Origin of the sequence: Limnohabitans sp. (genome assembly GCF_040401495.1) — a bacterium.
Lineage (GTDB): Bacteria > Pseudomonadota > Gammaproteobacteria > Burkholderiales > Burkholderiaceae_C > Limnohabitans.
In genome coordinates this window covers 134012-150863 of record NZ_JBBAOI010000006.1, presented here as the reverse complement: position 1 = coordinate 150863, position 16852 = coordinate 134012, and the positions used below count along the sequence as shown (strand labels likewise).

Sequence of the window (16852 nt, the reverse complement as noted above, 5' to 3'; positions counted from 1 at the left end):
GTCCTAAATCAATACACGGTTTCGGGGTTCCGAGTTCGAGAACCCTCATGTCAGCGGTCCGGGTATGGAGTCGAACTTACTCCCTCCTCTGTTCGAGCACCAGCAAGGGAGTCAAATACATGCCACAGGATTTGTGGCATTTTCAAAAAAATTTAATTGCGTCACCACATAGCAGTTGAGAAAATTTTTTAGCATGCTTTAAACTTAAACTACATTTGTAGCAAAGGAGTTTAAATATGGGTATGCCAGTAAGAATTAACAACCAACTATACGAGCAAGCAAAAAGCGAAGCCAAAGCTGAACACCGCACGATTGCTGGTCAGATTGAGTTTTGGGCAAGTGTTGGGCGAGCTGCAATCGACAATCCAGAATTGCCAATTGATTTTGTCGTGCAAGTATTAGGCTCAATGAAGGCGCCGCGTAGCGATGCGACCCCTTTTCTACCACGAAGCGGCGCATGACCTATCAAGCGGTTCAGACTCGCAGATTTGCGCGTCAATATAAAAAACTGCATGACAACATTGCTGCAGATGTAGATGCTGCAGTTGATGCTGTGGTGAGCTCTCCAAAGGTTGGAGACAAGAAAAAAGGTGACTTATCGGCCTTGTATGTTTATAAATTTCGAAGTCATGGACAGCTTTACTTGCTGGGATACACAATAGGCGAACAACTTAAATTAGTCTATCTTGAGGCAGTTGGACAGCATGAAAATTTTTACCGCGATTTGAAGTAATTGAATCAAATTTGACAGCGTAACAGCCTCCGAACTTTTCGGGTCCGCATCACAAAAATCATACTATTTTTTTTGCAACAAAAAACATTAAAACAAGATATGGATTAAATCGAAGAACGACTCAAAATCTTGAAAAGGAAATGACATGTCAAAGAAAAACATTGGATCGAGTTTCGATGATTTTTTGCAAGAGGTGGTCTGCATGATTGCGGTAGCTACTTGAGCAACAATCTGCGCATACAAACAGACGTACGATCAGCAATTTCAACGGATCAAAAACATGCGATTCTTTATTCAACTCCTGTGTTTTGCTTTGCTGCCTTTATTGGCTGTTGCCTCCCAGCCCTACCAAATGCCGGCTGGTTCCGCCGACCACGAAGCCCACGACATAGTGGCGGGCTACCGCGCCATCTTCACCTGTTCGGCCCATTTCTTTGCAGGACGCCCCTTGAAAGACATACTCAAGGTTGAACTCGTCGACGTACAAGGCAAAGGTTTTCCGGACCCGGTCATTGATGAAAAGCGCCAACTGGTGTTTGCCTCCGACCCGCTCAACATTTACCGCCGCATTGCAGCGTACCGCCCGGACATGGGCTGCACGCTATTGCCGCCACACTGGCAACTCAGTGATGTGCCGCGCCTGCCCAACGTGGCTTATACGCCTGCGCCCGATGTCAGCGCACTGGCGTTTCCAGCAGGAGACAAAGTGGGATTGCCGGCAAATGGCGTGGACCCGTCTTTTACGCAACTTGAAGCGGTATTGGCCAAAGCCTTTGACGGTGTGACGTATGCCAAGGTGCCGGGCACCGTCACTACAGCCGTGCTGGTGATCAAGCGCGATAAGCAAAACCATTACAAGCTGATTGCTGAACGTTACCGTCCGGGTTTTGGCATACACAGTGGCTACCGCACCTGGTCGACAGCCAAAAGCATCAGTGCCGCCCTGCTGGCGATAGCCAGTCAACAAGGCATTTTAGATTTGGATAAACCGGTTTCCATTCCTGAATGGCCGCAAGGCGACCCAAGGCGCAGCATCACCTACAAACAGCTGATGCGTATGTCCAGCGGTTTGTACAGTGGCGGCGCGAATTCAGCGGCGGTGTATTTCGGCGGTCAGGATGTGGTCAGCGCTGCCACCGGCACACCGTTGGAAGTCAATCCCGGCACCCGCTGGAAATACGCCAACAACGACACTTTGCTGCTGATGCGCTCGCTGCGTCACCTACTGGCCGACGATTTGCGCTATTTGCGCTTTCCTTATGATGAATTGCTGCACCCGCTGGGCATGCACCACACGCGCATGGAGGTAGACCACGCGGGCAATTTCATCGCCTCCAGCCAGGTCTACACCACGGCGCGCGATCTTGCCCGCTTCGGTATTTTTCTGGATCAGGACGGCGTGCATCAGGGCAAGCGCTTGCTGCCTGAAGGGTGGATTCAGTTTGTCAGCACGCCGGCACCCGCCAAGCCGGTGGTGGCCGGTGAATGGGGTTATGGCGCACAGTTTTGGCTTCTCGACACCATGCCAGACGTGCCCAAAGGTACTTACACCACCTTTGGCAACAAAGGGCAGTACGTGACCGTGGTGCCCGGCCATGATGTGGTGATTGTCAGAACCGGCGTCGACCCCAACGGTATCGAATACAAACAGGACAGGCTGGTGGTCGATGTGCTAAAGGCATTGAAGCAGATTCCTTGAAACAAATGAAGATGCAACGGGGCTACTGAAAATAGCTCTGGCTCCCAGACTGCATCCACACCGCAGCAGAAGATGGTTGTATAAAATCTAAATCCGGCGGCACGTGGCACGTACATTACACGTTCGATGGCCTTAGTCAATGGCACATAGACCTATGGTGTCAACTCTTAGATGTCACTCAGGAGCTAGGAGGTAACGTTTAAGGCAATTTATTATGCGCACCATCACAGAACGGTTTATTCAAACTGTTCTTACAGCCACAGAAATAAACCTCTTTAGTCTCAGTCGCATCAAATTTCATTGGCACAAACTCACTGACTTTGTGAGATCCATCGCAAAAGGGTTGAGACTTGCTCTGACCACATGAACACCAGTAGTAGCTTTCACCGGCTTGAACATTAACTTTGTAAGGTGCTTTTTGGGGTACGAAGGGATTCATGATTTATTCTGGTCTGGGATCAAAATACCGAACAACAGAGGGGCCGGTGACATAGGGAGCAACCACTGGACCAAAGCCAGAGGCTTTTCTCCATTCGCGGTATTTCTCGTTATGCGCCCTGCTTTTCCATTTTTCCAAAATCAAAACAGTGTCACTACCTTGCTCAGAGTAAAGCTCCAAACTGATCAGCCCCTCGAACCGTCTTGTCTCCTTCAGTGCGTTTTCTAAAACCTCTTTGCTAAGTGGTTCAACTTTCCCGGGCTTCAAGTTCAATTGAACAGTGACCAAAACAAAACTGTCTGTTGTTTGAGCTGACGCTAATGGAGAAAGTACTGACATTGCAGAACCGATGCTGAGCGCAGATGCCGCTTGGAGAAAATTCCTTCTTGCATCCCCCAAGGATTGCAATTGTGTTGTTTTGTTAGGTGCATTCATTTTTTATCCTAGTGTGAATTGAAAAACAGTTAAAAACTTTACAGGTGTACCCTTTAAATGGAATCTACCAAAGATCGACAGAACTGTTCGTATATTAAGAACAATAGCACGGGAATACCCTCATTATTAAGATGTAATGCAAAATTTGGATCTTGATCAAAAGTCTGGAAATAGACGCCATTTTTTATATGTGGATAGTCAGTCCAATTAATCTTTCGAGCTCGAAAACCTCAAGTCCAGGAACCAGATCAATCAACCGAAGTCCTGTAGACGTGCATTCAAGGGTAGCCAGGTCAGAATAAATTCTTCTTACACAGCCAATAGCCGTCAATGGATAAGTGCATGTTGAAACAACTTTGCTTTCACCACTTTTGGTCAATAAATCCATCATCACCCACGTTTGTTTGGCTCCAATAGCCAAGTCCATGGCTCCACCAACTGCAGGAATAGAACCAGGCTCCCCAGTGCTCCAGTTAGCTAAATCACCTGTTGCCGACACTTGAAAAGCCCCCAGCACACAAATATCCAGATGACCACCGCGCATCATTGCAAAGCTATCGGCATGATGGAAAAAAGATCCCCCAGCAAGCAAAGTGACAGGCTGCTTACCCGCATTGATCAAATCAAAATCTTCTAGTTCTTTAGAAGGCGCCGGACCCATGCCCAAAATACCATTTTCGCTTTGCAAAACAATTTCTGAGTCTTTTGGAATGTGATTGGCGACAAGGGTTGGTTGACCAATACCCAGATTGACATAAGCGCCATCAAAAATATCAAGTGCCACTCGTTTTGCAAGTTCATCCTTGCTGCGCTTTTGAAAATTACTCATAGGGTTATTCATTAAGAAGGTTTAAACCCACCGGCCTGGGTCGCTTTGTGATCAATTTTGACAACCTTGGACACATGAATACCTGGTGTCACCACAGTTTCAGGATCAATTGAACCAAGGGGAACAATTTCGTGAACTGTAGCCACCGTGAATTGAGCTGCTGTGGCCATCACAGGACCAAAATTGCGAGCAACTTTTCTATAAATCAAATTGCCCCAACGGTCCCCAGACTCAGCCTTGATCAGCGCAACATCTCCATAAATTGGATATTCAAGCACATAGCTTTTTCCATTGATCACCCGAGTTTCTTTGGGACTGCCATCTTGATTTTTTGCCAACTCGGTGCCAAAGCCAGTAGGTGTGAAAAAAGCACCGATGCCAGCGCCTGCTGCACGCAAACGCTCTGCCAAATTGCCCTGTGGAACCAGTTCCAGTTCTATTTGCTTGGATCGAAACACGGCATCAAAAATATGGGAATCTGCTTGCCGAGGAAAGCTGCAAATAATTTTTTGAACTCGACCTGTCTTGAGAAGGGCCGCCAAGCCCGTGTCACCATTGCCGGCATTGTTGTTGACCACGGTGAGATCACGAGCACCTTGGGCAATCAAGCCATCGATCAGTTCATTCGGAATACCAGCGGTACCAAAACCACCGATCAGAACAGTGGAACCATCCTTGACGGGTGCCAGTGCTTCTTCGATAGAAGTAGCAATCTTGTTGATCATTTCTCTCCTCCACAATCTGATGAAGACTTACCTGGCGGCGTTCAACACAAAATCAAAATGCAGCGTAGTCAAGCCATCTTCTCCAGTGACCCAGTCTGCAACGAGTGAATCTTTCACACCAAAAACAGGATCTGATGATAAGTAAGGATCACCTTTTTTGAAAACGTGAGTAATCAGTGTGTCGTACCCATCAGCCCTGATCATGAAATGAAGGTGCGCCGGTCTCCAGGGGGATCTGTGTGTAGCCTCCAACATGGATCCAACAGGGCCGTCCATGGGAATGGGATAGGCCTCGGCCACAATGGAATTGAAGTTAAAGGTGCCATCGGGGCGGCTGTGCAATACCCCGCGTGCTTGTGCATGGCTTAAATTTTCTTTTTGAACATCGTAAAAGCCTTCATCGTCGGCCTGCCACACGTCGATGATGGCATTCGCAATGGGTTGACCGTGGCTGTTTTTCACACTGCCTTGAACCACGCAAGGTGTGCCAGTCGCGCCATTGGAAACATCTTCGCCATTTTCATAATGCGGCGCATTGTCAACATAAAAAGGACCAAAAACAGTGGATTCAGTACATGCTTTCGGTCTGTCATTGTTCATACTCACTGTGAGCATGGACAAGCCCAACACGTCACTGAGCAAAATAAATTCCTGTCTCTTGTCATCGCATTTTTGACCAACTGCAGTCATGAATTCGATACCGCGAAACCATTCTGCTTCAGTCAATTTGACGTCTTGTGCAAAAGCATGAAGATGCTTGACTAAGGATGACAAGATTTCTTGTAGCCGGGGATCTTCGGTCTGAGAAAAACTGTTAACGACGGATGCTGTGATATCGTTCATCTTCATTTTGTTCTTTCTAAGTATTTGTATCAGTGATGTCCAACTCGAAATCTACTTGACCACGTTCAAGCCGCATCGGTCCTACCAGTTGTTTGATGGCCAGATGCATAGGATGCGTTTGATAAGAGGCCAGTGACGCGGCAGATGAAAACACCATGTACACCAACACATCCCATGCGTCGGGGTGGTCTACGCAGTTTTGTCCCACTTGCACTTTCATCAAGCCATCAACTTTGGGGGGCAACGCACGGAAGGCTGCAATTTGCGAGTGATCGGAAACAAGCTGATGCCCCAGCGTTGCTGCACATAGCCCCAAATACCTTGCTTGAAATAAATGGTTGTGAAGATGGCCAGCAGGCCAAGACCAATCAAATACCATGTGCCATAGTCACTGAAGAATTTGTTCAATGCCCAAAAAATCAATGCGCCAATGATGGGGCCTTCGATGCGACCAATGCCACCAATGACCACCATGAAAATGGCGAAAGCCGTCCAGTTGACACTGAAAGCGGCATCAGGGCTGATGCGCAGATTGCCGACGAAATACAAAGCACCAGCCAAACCCGCCCCGATGGCGGCCACCACATAAACCGCCAATTTCATGCGGCCCACCGCTATGCCTTGGGATTTGGCGGCTGTTTCATTGTCACGAATGGCCAACAGTGCCAAGCCTTGCTTGCTTCGCAAGAACACATAGACCAGGGCGATGGACAGCACCACACATCCCAGCGCCATCCAATAAGTGGTTGATTCCCTAGTGGCTTTATCAATGCCACGCAAGGCTGTCAATGAGGTGCCCGATCCACCGCCCACCCATTGCATGTTGGCAATGCTCAAGCGGATCACTTCTGAAATCACCCAGGTGCCAATTGCAAAGTAACCGCCTTGAAGTCTGAAGGCTACCCAAGAAATCGGGATAGCGAGCAAGCCGGCAACCAACGCCCCGATCAAGATGGCAATGAATGGATTGATGCCCGCAAAATTGCCACAAACCAACATCACATACCCACCCAAACCGAAAAAGGCTTGTTGACCGATGGAAACCATGCCGCCGTACCCGGCCAATAAGTTCCACATCATGGCAAAAATCAAATAGCAGGCAATTTCCACAAACTCCCTCATCCAACTGGATTCGCCCCAAAACGGCAATGTGGCGGCCAACACAAGGGTTAATCCACTGACCGTGAAGAATGCCTTGCTGGTGGATGAATTACGAATGACGTTGAAAGTGGTTTGCATGATGCTTGTCAATCAGTCCCTGGTCTTTGGAAACAAGCCTTGAGGCCGCACGATCAAAATGATCAAGAACATCATGTGTCCGCACCAAATCCCCCAACCCGGATCCCATCGAAATCCGATCTGCTGCGCAACGCCCAGCAACATGGCCCCAGCCAAAGTGCCCCAGAAGCTGCCCATGCCACCAATGATGACTGATTCAAAGGCAAACAACAAAAGCAATGGACCATCCGAAGGTGACACGGTGGTGCGCATGCCTTGCAGGGTACCCGAGATGGAGATGAGTACGAAGGCCAATCCGGTAGCAGAGGCATATACCTGACGTGCATTCAGCCCCATGAGTTCGGCTATTTCAGGGTCATCAGAGACGGCTCTGAAGGCTCTGCCCATATGGGTATTTTTAAACAACCACTGTAAAAAGAATGTGGCCAACAGCGCCAATACCAAGATCAACATAGGCAACAAACCAATTGATATGGACTCGGAGATTGCAAATCCAAGGGTATTGAAGCCATCGGATTCAATGGCTCTGGGGTCAGCTGAAAAAATTTCCAACAAGAAGTTTTGAGTAACGATTGACAGTCCAAATGTCACGACCAAAGAAGGCAAGGGATCTTTTCCTAGAGTGCCATTCAAAATATAACGCTGCAAGCCATAACCCAATACCCACGCCAAGGGCAACGTAACCAGCAATGTTTGAAGTGGCGACAATCCACTTGAGACCAATGCCAAGCTTGCAAATGACCCCAAGATGATGAAGTCACCATGGGCGGTGTTAGTCAACCGCATCACTCCAAACATGAGCGATAAACCCAGTGCGAATAAACCGTAAAGACCGCCTAAAAGAATGCCTTGAATCAGGGTTTCCACACTTAAACCCCAAAATAAGCTTGGCTTATTGCTTGATGGGTCAAACTCTGCGAATCACCCTGCAAGGAGACCCTGCCTTCTTGAAAACAATACAGTCTTTTTGAAACTAGCTTTGCCATGGCGACATCTTGTTCAACGATAACGACAGTCATACCCTCCGAGGTGATTTCGGGCATTGCACTGTAAATTTCCTTGATGACAATCGGTGCCAGTCCAAGTGACAGTTCGTCACAGAGCAACGCTTCGGGGTTGCTCATCAACGCCCGACCGATGGCGATCATTTGCTGCTGACCACCCGACAGTGACGTGCTGGGCAAGGCTCTTTTTTCTTTCAAGATAGGAAAGAGTTTGTAAATTCTGGCCAAATTCCAAGCGCCCTTTCTTTGGGCGTTGGCTCCCATCATCAAGTTTTCTTCAACCGTGAGGGAGGGGAACAATCGTCGGCCTTCAGGCACCATGGTCAGTCCAGACTTGACGATATCCCCTGTGGGCAAGCCACCCATTGCTTGACCTTTCCAATGAATGGCTTGGCGTGGCACTTTGATCAAGCCCGTCAAGCATTTGAGAAATGTGGATTTGCCCGCGCCGTTGGCACCGATGATGGCTACCAACTCTCCAGCGAACAATTCAAAGTCAATGCCAAACAGTGCTTGTGCATCGCCGTAAAAAGCTTCTAGGGACTGGGTGCGCAGTATGGGATCCATGGTCAGACTTCCATACCCATGTAGACGCGTTTAACCTCAGGGTCATTCATGACCTCATTCGGCAAGCCCTGTGCCAGTTCTTGACCAAAATTCACAACAAAGAGTCTGTCTGCGACCGATAACAAAGCATGGACGACATGTTCAATCCAGATCATCGTCACGCCAGTATTCTTGATTCGCTTGAGTTCTTCAACCAGTTCTTGAGCTTCATGTTCAGTCAGTCCGCCTGCAATTTCATCTAGCAACAGCAACTCGGGCCGAGTGGCCAGCGCCCGGGCCAACTCCAATCGCTTGCGATTCAAGAGCGTGAGCGACCCAGCAGCTTGATTGGCAAATGCAATCAAGCCGGTTTGCTGCAAAACTTCAAAGGCTGTTTCCCAAGCCTGCGTTTCGTTTTCTCCACCACCAAAACATGCCGCAGTCACCAAGTTTTCAAACACACTCATGTTGGAGAATGGTTGTGGAACCTGGTAGCTGCGGCCAATCCCCGATCTGCAACGCAGATGAGGCGGCACAGCAGTCATGTCATCGCCTCTGAACACCACCCGTCCAGCATCGACTTTCGTGTCGCCTGAAATCAAGTTGAACAACGTGGTCTTGCCAGCGCCATTGGGCCCCAGAATTCCCAGCGTTTCACCTCGCGCCACAGACAAGCTGATGTTGTCTGTGACTTTCAGAGCGCCATACGACTTCGATACAGCGTGCAGAGCTAACAATGACATGACCGATGGCCTGTGGCGATCAGTTCAGACGCAATTTAGAGTCTGTCGGGATGTTTTTGGCAGTCTCGTTATTGACAATGGACAACTCGTACTTGTACTTTTTACCCTTGTTCCATTGACCCAATACCAGCGGTGTTTTGCTGACATTCTTGAAAGGACCTTGGCCTCCCCATGCGACATCGCCGACCACTGTTTTCAATTTACTAGCGGCGACGGCGTCGCGCACGTCAGCTGCCTTCAAAGACTTGCTTCGTTTGAGTGCATCTGAGGCCACTTCAAACAATGCATGTGCAAAACCGATGGGCTGAGTCCATTGTTTTTTAGTGCTGGACTCATAGAACTCGGCCAAATCCTTGGCGCTTTGCTTGGTCAGGCTTGAAGTAAAGGGATGAGAAGGACTCCACCACACTTCAGTTGTCAGACCGTCACCCAAATCACCCAAGGCTTCGATGGCACCAGGGAACAACAAAGCTTTACCTAAGGTGATGACTTTGGGCTTGAAACCTTGTTGCTTGGCTTGTGTCAGAAAAGTTTTGGCATCTGGAGGAATCACCACGCCAGTCACAATTTCAACGCCCTCTTTTTTGAATGCAGCAATTTGAGCGCTAAAGTCTTGGGTACCGTTCTGGAAGCGACCTGGGTCTGTCAGTGTGAAGCCCATTTGCGACAGTGGTTTGGGGAATCCGAGTTCTTTGTCGCCCCATGCGTTACCGTCACCATCATTGGGGAAGAGACCACCCACTTTTTTGTTAGTCTGAACACTTTTCCACCCATTGGTGAAATTGGCGATCACATCTTCCAAGCCCCAAAAAATATGGTAAGTCCAATTGAAGCCTTTGGCTGGATCTCCTTTGCGTCCAAAGAACCATGGCTGCCATGGCACCACACTTGAAATACAGGGAATTTCATTCAATTCTGCGACGTCACTGACAGGGTTAGACGTCTCGGGCGTACCCGCTGTCAGAAGCAATGACACTTTATCTTTCAGAATCAGGTCATTGGCCACCTCGCCTGCGCGGTTGGGGTTGGACTGACTGTCTTTCAAAATAATTTGCACTTCATGCTTTTTGCCAGCAATGGTGATGCCATCTTTGAAAGCCGCTTTCATCTGTTCGATAACCCATTTGTCAGCCTCACCAAACGGCGCCAACGGACCCGTTTGAGGTGAAACATAACCAATCTTCACAACATCTGCCGCCCATGCCATGGGCACAGACGTGATTGCAGCAGCTGCAAACATGCTTTTCACTATCGTTCTGCGTGAACTTTTCATCGCTGTCTCCTTTGTGGTTGAAATAAAAAAATCAAGAATGAGGTTGCTCACCCTCAAACGCGTTTTGCAACAGTTGTCGCAAAGCTACCTGCTCTAAAGGGCGAGGATTCGGATATTGGTTTTGCATGGCCAATTGGCATGCGTGATCGATGTCTTTTTCTTGCATGCCGATGTCGCGCAGCGCTGTTGGCGCTCCATTGGCGTGGGCCAAGTTGTAGACGGCCAATGGCGCATCGGAGGCATTCAGCGCGTGGGCAATGATCTGCATAGCGGCAGGGGCGTGTTTGGCGTTGTAGGCCAATGCATGCGGCAAGACTATGGTGTGTGTTTCAGCATGAGACAAATTGAAACTACCGCCCAAGGTATGACAAAGCTTATGGTGCAGCGACATACCAACATGACCCAATACAGTTCCACACAACCAAGCACCATAAAGCGCATCGCTTCTTGCATCCATATCAGAAGGATCACGGCCAATACCCGGCAATGCACGACCCAAGGCAGCAATACCTTCGGCGGCTAACAAATTCATGATAGGGTTACCATCATGGGCATACAAACCTTCAGCTGCATGCGCAATGGCATTGATACCACTGGTAACGCTAAGTGGAATAGGCAAGCCCACCGTTAGGCTGGGGTCGTAAATCACTGTCTTGGGGAGTACTCGGCTATCACGGCCGGTTTTTTTAACCCCCGATTCTGTGATGCCATAGATGGGTGTCATTTCCGAGCCAGCATAAGTGGTGGGTATGGCCAAAATCGGGAGATTGGAGACCAAGGCAATGGCCTTGCCCAATCCCGTTGTAGACCCCCCACCCACGGCAACTGCACAGTCTGCACCTAATTCAGAGGCCACTTTTCTGGCTTCTTGTGCGGCTTCAATCGGAACATGCATCACGGCTCGATCAAATATCCCTGCCGCACAGTTGCCCAATAAATCCGCTACTTGTTGCGCCAAAACTCTTTGTTCTGGCGTACACAAAACCAATGCACGTTTTGCCCCAAGAAGCTCAATTTCTTGTTTGACTTGAACAAGACTTCCATCCCCAAAAATAACCCTTGAAGGTAAGGAAGTGAAATTGAAAAGCTTCATGGATTGTTCTTTAGATACGAGGGTAATGTGGACTCAACTGTGCATCCACATTGACCCAGATACTTTTGACTTGCGTATATTCACGCATTGCATCAAAGCCCATCTCTCTTCCGTAGCCAGACAAGCCAACACCTCCAAATGGCGAACCTGGATTGACCCGCTTGTAGCAATTGATCCAAACCATGCCATTTTTCATGTCACGGGCAAATTTGTGGGCTCGCTGCAAGTTGTTGGTCCACAAGCCACCGCCTAAACCATATTCGGTGCCGTTAGCTATTTGAAGCGCCTCTGCATCGTCTTTGAAGGTGATGACGGTAACGAAGGGGCCAAACACCTCCTCCTGAGCAACTCGATCTTTCCAAGATTTTGCTCTTACAACTGTAGGCTCAATATAGCAACCCGATGCCAAATCACCTTTAGGTGCTACACCACCCGCCAAAATTTCTGCACCTTGGCTGCGAGCAATGTCAACGTAACTCAACACCCGATCTCGGTGCATCAAACTGGTCAAAGGACCCATTTCAGTTTGGGGATCAAGTGGATTTCCAAGTCGAATGCTTTTGGCAAGCGGAATGAATTTTTCTAAAAAGGCATCGGCGATTTTTTCATGCAGTACCAACCGAGATCCAGCAATACAAGCTTGGCCTTGATTGTGAAAAATAGCCCATGCAGCGCCATTGACAGCTGCCATCAAATTGGCATCTTCAAAAACAATGTTGGCACCCTTACCACCAAGTTCAAGTTGCACCTTCTTTAAATTCCCTGCGCTGGCCTGCACAATCTTGCGACCAGTGGCTGTGCTTCCGGTGAACGCAATCTTCGAAATCCGCTCGTGTTCAGCCATGTATTGCCCTGCCACATGACCCAAGCCAGGAATGATGTTCACCACGCCATCAGGCATGCCGGCTTCAGACATCAATTCTGCAATCTTCAGTGACGACAGCGGTGTGATCTCTGCTGGTTTCATCACAATGCAATTGCCTGCGGCAAGAGCCGGAGCCATCTTCCAACTGGTGAACATCAAGGGAAAGTTCCAAGGCACCACTTGACCTACGACGCCGACAGGCTCTCTCAAGGTGTAATTTAAAAAGCCAGCTTCCACAGGAATTTGCTCGCCTTGAAATTTATCAGCCATTCCGCCAAAGTAGCGATAGGTGACAGCTGTTCTAGGTACATCCAGCATTCTGGAATCTCTGATTGGGTGACCCGTATCCAAAGATTCCAACCTAGCTAATTCCTCTGAGTTGGCTTCAATCAAATCAGCGAGCTTGAGTAATATGCGTCCGCGGTCCATCGCAGCCATTCGACTCCAAGCTGGAAATGCGTTTTCGGCAGCAGTTACTGCGTTGTCAACATCTTGCTTTCCAGCCATGGACACCTCAGTAATGATGGAGTTGTCATGTGGATTAAGAGTTGCCAGGGTTTCACCAGATACTGAATCAACGAATTGACCGTTGATGAACAATTGGTGACGAACAGGCGAACGCAAACCAGCAGCAGATGCAATGTCTGCAAGATTCATAAAAGCTCCATTCCCGCTCGTGCGAGAGTTGATTGATGGTGATGTTTAGAAAGTAACAGGTACTTGAGGGGCTTGGCCATTGGCAATTTCGTACACCAATTTAGGCGAGCCGTTTTCCCAAACCAACAACATGGACCGCTTGGGACTGAAGCCTTGATGGCGGCAGTACGCAGGCATCGCAGCCATGTCGCCTGCCTTCATAATGACTCTTGCCAATGGTTGTCCAGTATCTTTGTGTGAACAATCCCAATCAATAGCATCACTCATTTGAAAGAACCATTCAACCCGATCGTTGGAATGCAAGATGGGAAGGATGTGCTCTTCAGTTGTTGGACACATATAGCTGTGCTTGACAACGCTTGTGAAAGAGGGATTCCAAGTAACTTGTGAACGGCTCAAAAAAGCAAACAAGTTGAATGCATGAACTTCATTTTCAAAGCCAGGCTCTGGGTGTAATTCAGGCATATCTTGAGGCACGTCTTTGAACTGTCGATTAACAGGTGCGCCACGCTCATCTGTTCGCAAAGCCAAATCGCCTTTCAAACCCACGCATCTTGTGGCGAGTTCACGAGCACGTGTAATAGCAGGTTTGTTATGACCATTTTTGCGACCATAGGGCTGCCCAGTCTCTTGAGGCGCTGCAAACGGATCAAAGCCTTCGTTGGTCCAGTCGTCCAACATGTCTTCAAACACCGTTTTGATTTGATCGGTTGGGAAATTTTCAAGAATATCAACGCCTGCTTCTTTCATGGTTCCATTGAACGCGCCTGCCTGTAAATCTACAGACGTGTAATGGTTAACAGTTCCAATCACGTTATCAAAATTCACACCGCCATAGAAGAACCCCCAAGCAACGTCTCGCATGAGAGCAGCTAAGAAATTGCGAATATCCATGGTGTGAGACAGTGGGCGGCCATCACGGGTCGTCCATGTGATGTGGGCAAAATATTCATCACGTCTGAACCCGAACGATCCGAGACGAAATTCACGATACCCAGTTACCGTATGTGGCTTAGATGAATAACTTGAGGAAGTTACTTGTTGAGCTTGCATGATTTGATCTTTCGAAAAGAATTGTGTTGTGCAATTAAGCGGCTTGACAAATATCAGCCCACTTCTCAACCGACAAGTCACCTTGACATGTCTGAAGGACCACGACACTGGGCTCAGTTGAACGAAATTGATATGCGGTGTTTTTGGGGAGCATGCCTTGATGGCCGCGCTTGAGCTTCATCCAACCCATTTTTTGACCTTTGGGTTCACCGTTGACCAAAACGGCACCATTTTTTTCTTCGTCCTTCACCACTTGAGATGGATCTAACTTGATGAGATGTATTTCGATATCAGTATCCATGTTCAAAGCGAACTCATCGTGTGCACAAGTGAACCAAGGTGAAGCACCCTCTGCTCTGAGAACCTCAAGGACATAAATTTGATTTTTTCCAAAAACTACTTTTTCGTAAGGCTTAGATTTATTCGCAATATCAAAGCAGTTTGAGAAGACGTAATGCTTCACGTCATCTGCGATGGGCTCCACGCGACCTTTTTCGAAATTCTTCAGCGAGCCAAATTTGGTTTCATATTGCAAGCTCATTTCAGTCTCCAATGATTTACAGCCTTGCTGCAGGTGGAAGCACTTTAAGAGCAATGGGACTTCATAGGAACCCATTAACCATCGACCTTATTGTTCGTAATATACGAACAATAGCGGGGGATAACCCTAATTTTTAAGCAGTAACAATGGATTTTGATATCAATCCGCTGTCGATAAGTTCAGCATCCCAAGGCGGGAGCCGCTTGAATTGAGCGGAAATATGCTCAATGAATAGTCGAAGTTTGAAGGCATTTCTGGACGTTTCTGCATACACAGCCGACAACCAGAAGGCAGAAAGTAAGTGATCAGGGAGCACTACTTTTAATAAACCGTCCCTGATCGCATCCGAAGCGACCAGTGTGGGCAGGCAAACAATTCCAGCATTCTCCATGGCGTACTCTTTCAATAAATGAACGCTGTTAGTCAGTAATTTTGCATTGAGATACAAAGTGATTTCATTTCCTTCGTGATGAAAAGTCCATTGGTCTCTGGTGGGATAGCGTGAATACAAACCCAAACTATGTTCGTGCAGTTCCCTGGGATTTTTTGGAATTCCAAACTTTTCAAGATAAGCGGGAGTTGCGCAAAAAACCCGTCGAACCGGAAATAAGGGCCGAGCAATCAACTCTGTCGAAGTGGGAGGAAATATTTGTAAAGCGCAATCTACACCAGCTTTAACTGGATCAACGACTGCATCACTTACGTTTAGATCTAATTTGATATCTGGATAGGTTTCCTGGAATTCATGTATCACGGAAGCGAAGCGACCCAATACAAATCCTGTCAACGCGTGCACACTGAGTGTTCCTGCCGGTGATCCACGAACGTCTCTCATCTGATCGACGATATCGCTTGCTTTAGATACAAGCTCTGTGCAATCTCGTTGAAATGCCTGACCAACTTCAGTTAATCGAACAACTCTGGTGCTTCGGTGAAATAGCGGTGCACCCACATACTCCTCAAGCTGTTGTATGCGGTTCGTTACAACGGACCTTGCGATACGCAGTTGCCTGGCAGCTTCTGTGAAGTTCTGCGTTTGCGCTACTCGCACAAAGGTTTCGATGTTTTGAAGTCTGTCCATACGTTCAAATATACGTTACCTTGGCTGAGTTGCAAATCCGTCAACTGTCTTGTCTGAATCCTATTGTGAACTCAAAGTTTAGCCCTGTTCAATAGGAGCATCCAAAAAAAAGAAGTTCTCAATGAACTGAACCAAAAGTGAGGCTAGACACGGATCTGCTTTCGCCACTCCAATTAACTAATGTGAACAAGCTTTACGCCTGAACTCATTCGACTATTGACAGCGAGTGGATGCCATTTTGAAAGGCATGGCAAAGGGGATCACGATATTTGGTGTCCAAGTATGGAGCCAAATAAATAGCCCTAGCAGCAATGCAAGGGTGTGTACATCACCAAATCGAAGTTAAGCATGATGGTTCATCTCTAACCCTCATTCAGCTGCGAAGCATCCCCACCCTGCCCCATCAATGAATCGATGGTTTCCAATCTCTTCAATGGATCAAGTTCGGATAAGAGTTGGACCTTCAATTCCGCACTGACGCCTAAAGCTTCAGCGTATCGATTGGCCACCCATCCGCATTGGTCTAAAAGATAGGGTTGCGAAATGGGTAATCGATGAAGTTGTCCCTGCTTTTGAGCATTTGAAATGAGTTTCCCCAACCGTGCAGCATGATGCTCTAAGTACACAGGTAATTCAATCTCTGGGTCTTGTGCAATCGTTGTGATTTTGCCTTGCCAGACACCATAAGGTCCAGGCATCGTGTCGTTCAATTCGAAACGAAGTCCACCTTGGCAAATGACATGAAATAAATTGGGTTGCACCTGTTCCAACTCTCGAATGTGCGCGCAGCATCCGAAGGCGTGCAATAAAGGCGTCTCTCCAGGAACTTGTACCTCACTTCCCTTTTTCAGCCACACCACGCCGAACGGCAGTTGCTGTTGATAGCAACGTTTGATCAAGTCCAGATATCTCACCTCGAATATTTGGAGCGACAGCAAGCCATCCGGAAACAGGCCATGTGAAAGTGGGAATAGCGGAATTTGATGCATCTTGGAATCTGTCATAAACACTCTGATTTCGATCGAGTCTGCCCTGATCGCAGACCCTCTGATGG

Annotated in this window: 20 protein-coding genes; 3 read left to right on the top strand and 17 right to left on the bottom strand. The window is 48.0% G+C overall.

What is annotated here, in order from left to right; translation table 11 throughout:
- The first annotated feature begins 236 nt into the window (after positions 1-236).
- From AC9UEO_RS06625 to AC9UEO_RS06615, 3 genes are all read left to right on the top strand, one after another.
- Complete coding sequence (locus tag AC9UEO_RS06625) at positions 237-461, top strand: ParD-like family protein (protein ID WP_509531249.1); 225 nt, start codon at positions 237-239, stop codon at positions 459-461.
- Entirely contained in the window at positions 458-733 is a 276-nt protein-coding gene (locus AC9UEO_RS06620; protein ID WP_509531247.1) for a type II toxin-antitoxin system RelE/ParE family toxin, read from the top strand. The genes AC9UEO_RS06625 and AC9UEO_RS06620 overlap by 4 nt, the downstream gene beginning before the upstream one ends.
- Positions 734-1013: 280 nt before the next feature.
- Positions 1014-2432, top strand: a complete 1419-nt coding sequence (locus tag AC9UEO_RS06615; protein ID WP_509531245.1) for a serine hydrolase domain-containing protein — start codon at positions 1014-1016, stop codon at positions 2430-2432.
- Positions 2433-2631: 199 nt separating this feature from the next.
- Here AC9UEO_RS06615 and AC9UEO_RS06610 read toward each other — a convergent pair whose 3' ends face one another.
- The 17 genes from AC9UEO_RS06610 to AC9UEO_RS06530 all read right to left on the bottom strand — a co-directional run bounded on the left by AC9UEO_RS06610 (position 2632) and on the right by AC9UEO_RS06530 (position 16802).
- A complete protein-coding gene (locus tag AC9UEO_RS06610; RefSeq protein WP_509531243.1) occupies positions 2632-2871 on the bottom strand; it encodes a CDGSH iron-sulfur domain-containing protein in 240 nt (79 codons plus the stop codon).
- A gap of 3 nt (positions 2872-2874) precedes the next feature.
- On the bottom strand, positions 2875-3306 hold the full coding sequence (locus AC9UEO_RS06605; RefSeq protein WP_509531241.1) for a putative quinol monooxygenase: 432 nt from the start codon (positions 3304-3306) through the stop codon (positions 2875-2877).
- A gap of 184 nt (positions 3307-3490) precedes the next feature.
- The gene (locus tag AC9UEO_RS06600) at positions 3491-4135 is read right to left on the bottom strand and encodes a 3-oxoacid CoA-transferase subunit B (protein ID WP_509531239.1); all 645 of its coding nucleotides are present in this window, start codon (positions 4133-4135) and stop codon (positions 3491-3493) included.
- A gap of 11 nt (positions 4136-4146) precedes the next feature.
- On the bottom strand, positions 4147-4860 hold the full coding sequence (locus tag AC9UEO_RS06595) for a 3-oxoacid CoA-transferase subunit A (RefSeq protein WP_509531237.1): 714 nt from the start codon (positions 4858-4860) through the stop codon (positions 4147-4149).
- A 27-nt stretch (positions 4861-4887) separates the two neighbouring features.
- Positions 4888-5709, bottom strand: coding sequence for an intradiol ring-cleavage dioxygenase (locus tag AC9UEO_RS06590; RefSeq protein WP_509531235.1), 822 nt, complete (start codon positions 5707-5709; stop codon positions 4888-4890).
- 10 nt (positions 5710-5719) lie between these two features.
- Positions 5720-5923, bottom strand: coding sequence for a Dabb family protein (locus tag AC9UEO_RS06585; RefSeq protein WP_509531273.1), 204 nt, complete (start codon positions 5921-5923; stop codon positions 5720-5722).
- The gene (locus tag AC9UEO_RS06580) at positions 5923-6942 is read right to left on the bottom strand and encodes a branched-chain amino acid ABC transporter permease (RefSeq protein ID WP_509531233.1); all 1020 of its coding nucleotides are present in this window, start codon (positions 6940-6942) and stop codon (positions 5923-5925) included. Before AC9UEO_RS06580 ends, AC9UEO_RS06585 begins: the two co-directional genes overlap by 1 nt.
- A gap of 12 nt (positions 6943-6954) precedes the next feature.
- Positions 6955-7809, bottom strand: coding sequence for a branched-chain amino acid ABC transporter permease (locus AC9UEO_RS06575; RefSeq protein WP_509531231.1), 855 nt, complete (start codon positions 7807-7809; stop codon positions 6955-6957).
- A 2-nt stretch (positions 7810-7811) separates the two neighbouring features.
- A complete protein-coding gene (locus AC9UEO_RS06570; protein WP_509531229.1) occupies positions 7812-8513 on the bottom strand; it encodes an ABC transporter ATP-binding protein in 702 nt (233 codons plus the stop codon).
- A gap of 2 nt (positions 8514-8515) precedes the next feature.
- Entirely contained in the window at positions 8516-9235 is a 720-nt protein-coding gene (locus AC9UEO_RS06565) for an ABC transporter ATP-binding protein (protein ID WP_509531227.1), read from the bottom strand.
- Between the two features lie 19 nt (positions 9236-9254).
- Positions 9255-10508 carry an ABC transporter substrate-binding protein gene (locus AC9UEO_RS06560; RefSeq protein WP_509531225.1) on the bottom strand — a complete coding sequence of 418 codons (1254 nt, stop codon included), beginning with the start codon at positions 10506-10508 and terminating at the stop codon, positions 9255-9257.
- Between the two features lie 31 nt (positions 10509-10539).
- Positions 10540-11601, bottom strand: coding sequence for a maleylacetate reductase (locus AC9UEO_RS06555; protein WP_509531223.1), 1062 nt, complete (start codon positions 11599-11601; stop codon positions 10540-10542).
- A 10-nt stretch (positions 11602-11611) separates the two neighbouring features.
- Positions 11612-13123, bottom strand: a complete 1512-nt coding sequence (locus AC9UEO_RS06550) for an aldehyde dehydrogenase family protein (protein WP_509531221.1) — start codon at positions 13121-13123, stop codon at positions 11612-11614.
- A gap of 45 nt (positions 13124-13168) precedes the next feature.
- Entirely contained in the window at positions 13169-14176 is a 1008-nt protein-coding gene (locus AC9UEO_RS06545; protein ID WP_509531219.1) for a hydroxyquinol 1,2-dioxygenase, read from the bottom strand.
- A gap of 34 nt (positions 14177-14210) precedes the next feature.
- On the bottom strand, positions 14211-14717 hold the full coding sequence (locus tag AC9UEO_RS06540) for a cupin domain-containing protein (RefSeq protein WP_509531217.1): 507 nt from the start codon (positions 14715-14717) through the stop codon (positions 14211-14213).
- A 133-nt stretch (positions 14718-14850) separates the two neighbouring features.
- Positions 14851-15798 (bottom strand): LysR family transcriptional regulator, encoded by a 948-nt coding sequence (locus tag AC9UEO_RS06535; protein ID WP_509531215.1) that lies wholly within the window; start codon positions 15796-15798, stop codon positions 14851-14853.
- Between the two features lie 362 nt (positions 15799-16160).
- Positions 16161-16802: an LON peptidase substrate-binding domain-containing protein gene (locus tag AC9UEO_RS06530; RefSeq protein ID WP_509531213.1), complete on the bottom strand. Its 642-nt coding sequence runs from the start codon at positions 16800-16802 to the stop codon at positions 16161-16163.
- Positions 16803-16852 lie beyond the last annotated feature (50 nt).

Coding starts and splice junctions, on each gene's coding strand:
- AC9UEO_RS06560 (WP_509531225.1), bottom strand. CDS start 10,508: ATGAAAAGTTCACGCAGAACGATAGTGAAAAGCATGTTTGCAGCTGCT.
- AC9UEO_RS06595 (WP_509531237.1), bottom strand. CDS start 4,860: ATGATCAACAAGATTGCTACTTCTATCGAAGAAGCACTGGCACCCGTC.
- AC9UEO_RS06580 (WP_509531233.1), bottom strand. CDS start 6,942: ATGCAAACCACTTTCAACGTCATTCGTAATTCATCCACCAGCAAGGCA.
- AC9UEO_RS06530 (WP_509531213.1), bottom strand. CDS start 16,802: ATGACAGATTCCAAGATGCATCAAATTCCGCTATTCCCACTTTCACAT.
- AC9UEO_RS06615 (WP_509531245.1), top strand. CDS start 1,014: ATGCGATTCTTTATTCAACTCCTGTGTTTTGCTTTGCTGCCTTTATTG.
- AC9UEO_RS06590 (WP_509531235.1), bottom strand. CDS start 5,709: ATGAAGATGAACGATATCACAGCATCCGTCGTTAACAGTTTTTCTCAG.
- AC9UEO_RS06625 (WP_509531249.1), top strand. CDS start 237: ATGGGTATGCCAGTAAGAATTAACAACCAACTATACGAGCAAGCAAAA.
- AC9UEO_RS06545 (WP_509531219.1), bottom strand. CDS start 14,176: ATGCAAGCTCAACAAGTAACTTCCTCAAGTTATTCATCTAAGCCACAT.
- AC9UEO_RS06605 (WP_509531241.1), bottom strand. CDS start 3,306: ATGAATGCACCTAACAAAACAACACAATTGCAATCCTTGGGGGATGCA.
- AC9UEO_RS06550 (WP_509531221.1), bottom strand. CDS start 13,123: ATGAATCTTGCAGACATTGCATCTGCTGCTGGTTTGCGTTCGCCTGTT.
- AC9UEO_RS06610 (WP_509531243.1), bottom strand. CDS start 2,871: ATGAATCCCTTCGTACCCCAAAAAGCACCTTACAAAGTTAATGTTCAA.
- AC9UEO_RS06620 (WP_509531247.1), top strand. CDS start 458: ATGACCTATCAAGCGGTTCAGACTCGCAGATTTGCGCGTCAATATAAA.
- AC9UEO_RS06600 (WP_509531239.1), bottom strand. CDS start 4,135: ATGAGTAATTTTCAAAAGCGCAGCAAGGATGAACTTGCAAAACGAGTG.
- AC9UEO_RS06540 (WP_509531217.1), bottom strand. CDS start 14,717: ATGAGCTTGCAATATGAAACCAAATTTGGCTCGCTGAAGAATTTCGAA.
- AC9UEO_RS06585 (WP_509531273.1), bottom strand. CDS start 5,923: ATGAAAGTGCAAGTGGGACAAAACTGCGTAGACCACCCCGACGCATGG.
- AC9UEO_RS06570 (WP_509531229.1), bottom strand. CDS start 8,513: ATGGATCCCATACTGCGCACCCAGTCCCTAGAAGCTTTTTACGGCGAT.
- AC9UEO_RS06565 (WP_509531227.1), bottom strand. CDS start 9,235: ATGTCATTGTTAGCTCTGCACGCTGTATCGAAGTCGTATGGCGCTCTG.
- AC9UEO_RS06535 (WP_509531215.1), bottom strand. CDS start 15,798: ATGGACAGACTTCAAAACATCGAAACCTTTGTGCGAGTAGCGCAAACG.
- AC9UEO_RS06555 (WP_509531223.1), bottom strand. CDS start 11,601: ATGAAGCTTTTCAATTTCACTTCCTTACCTTCAAGGGTTATTTTTGGG.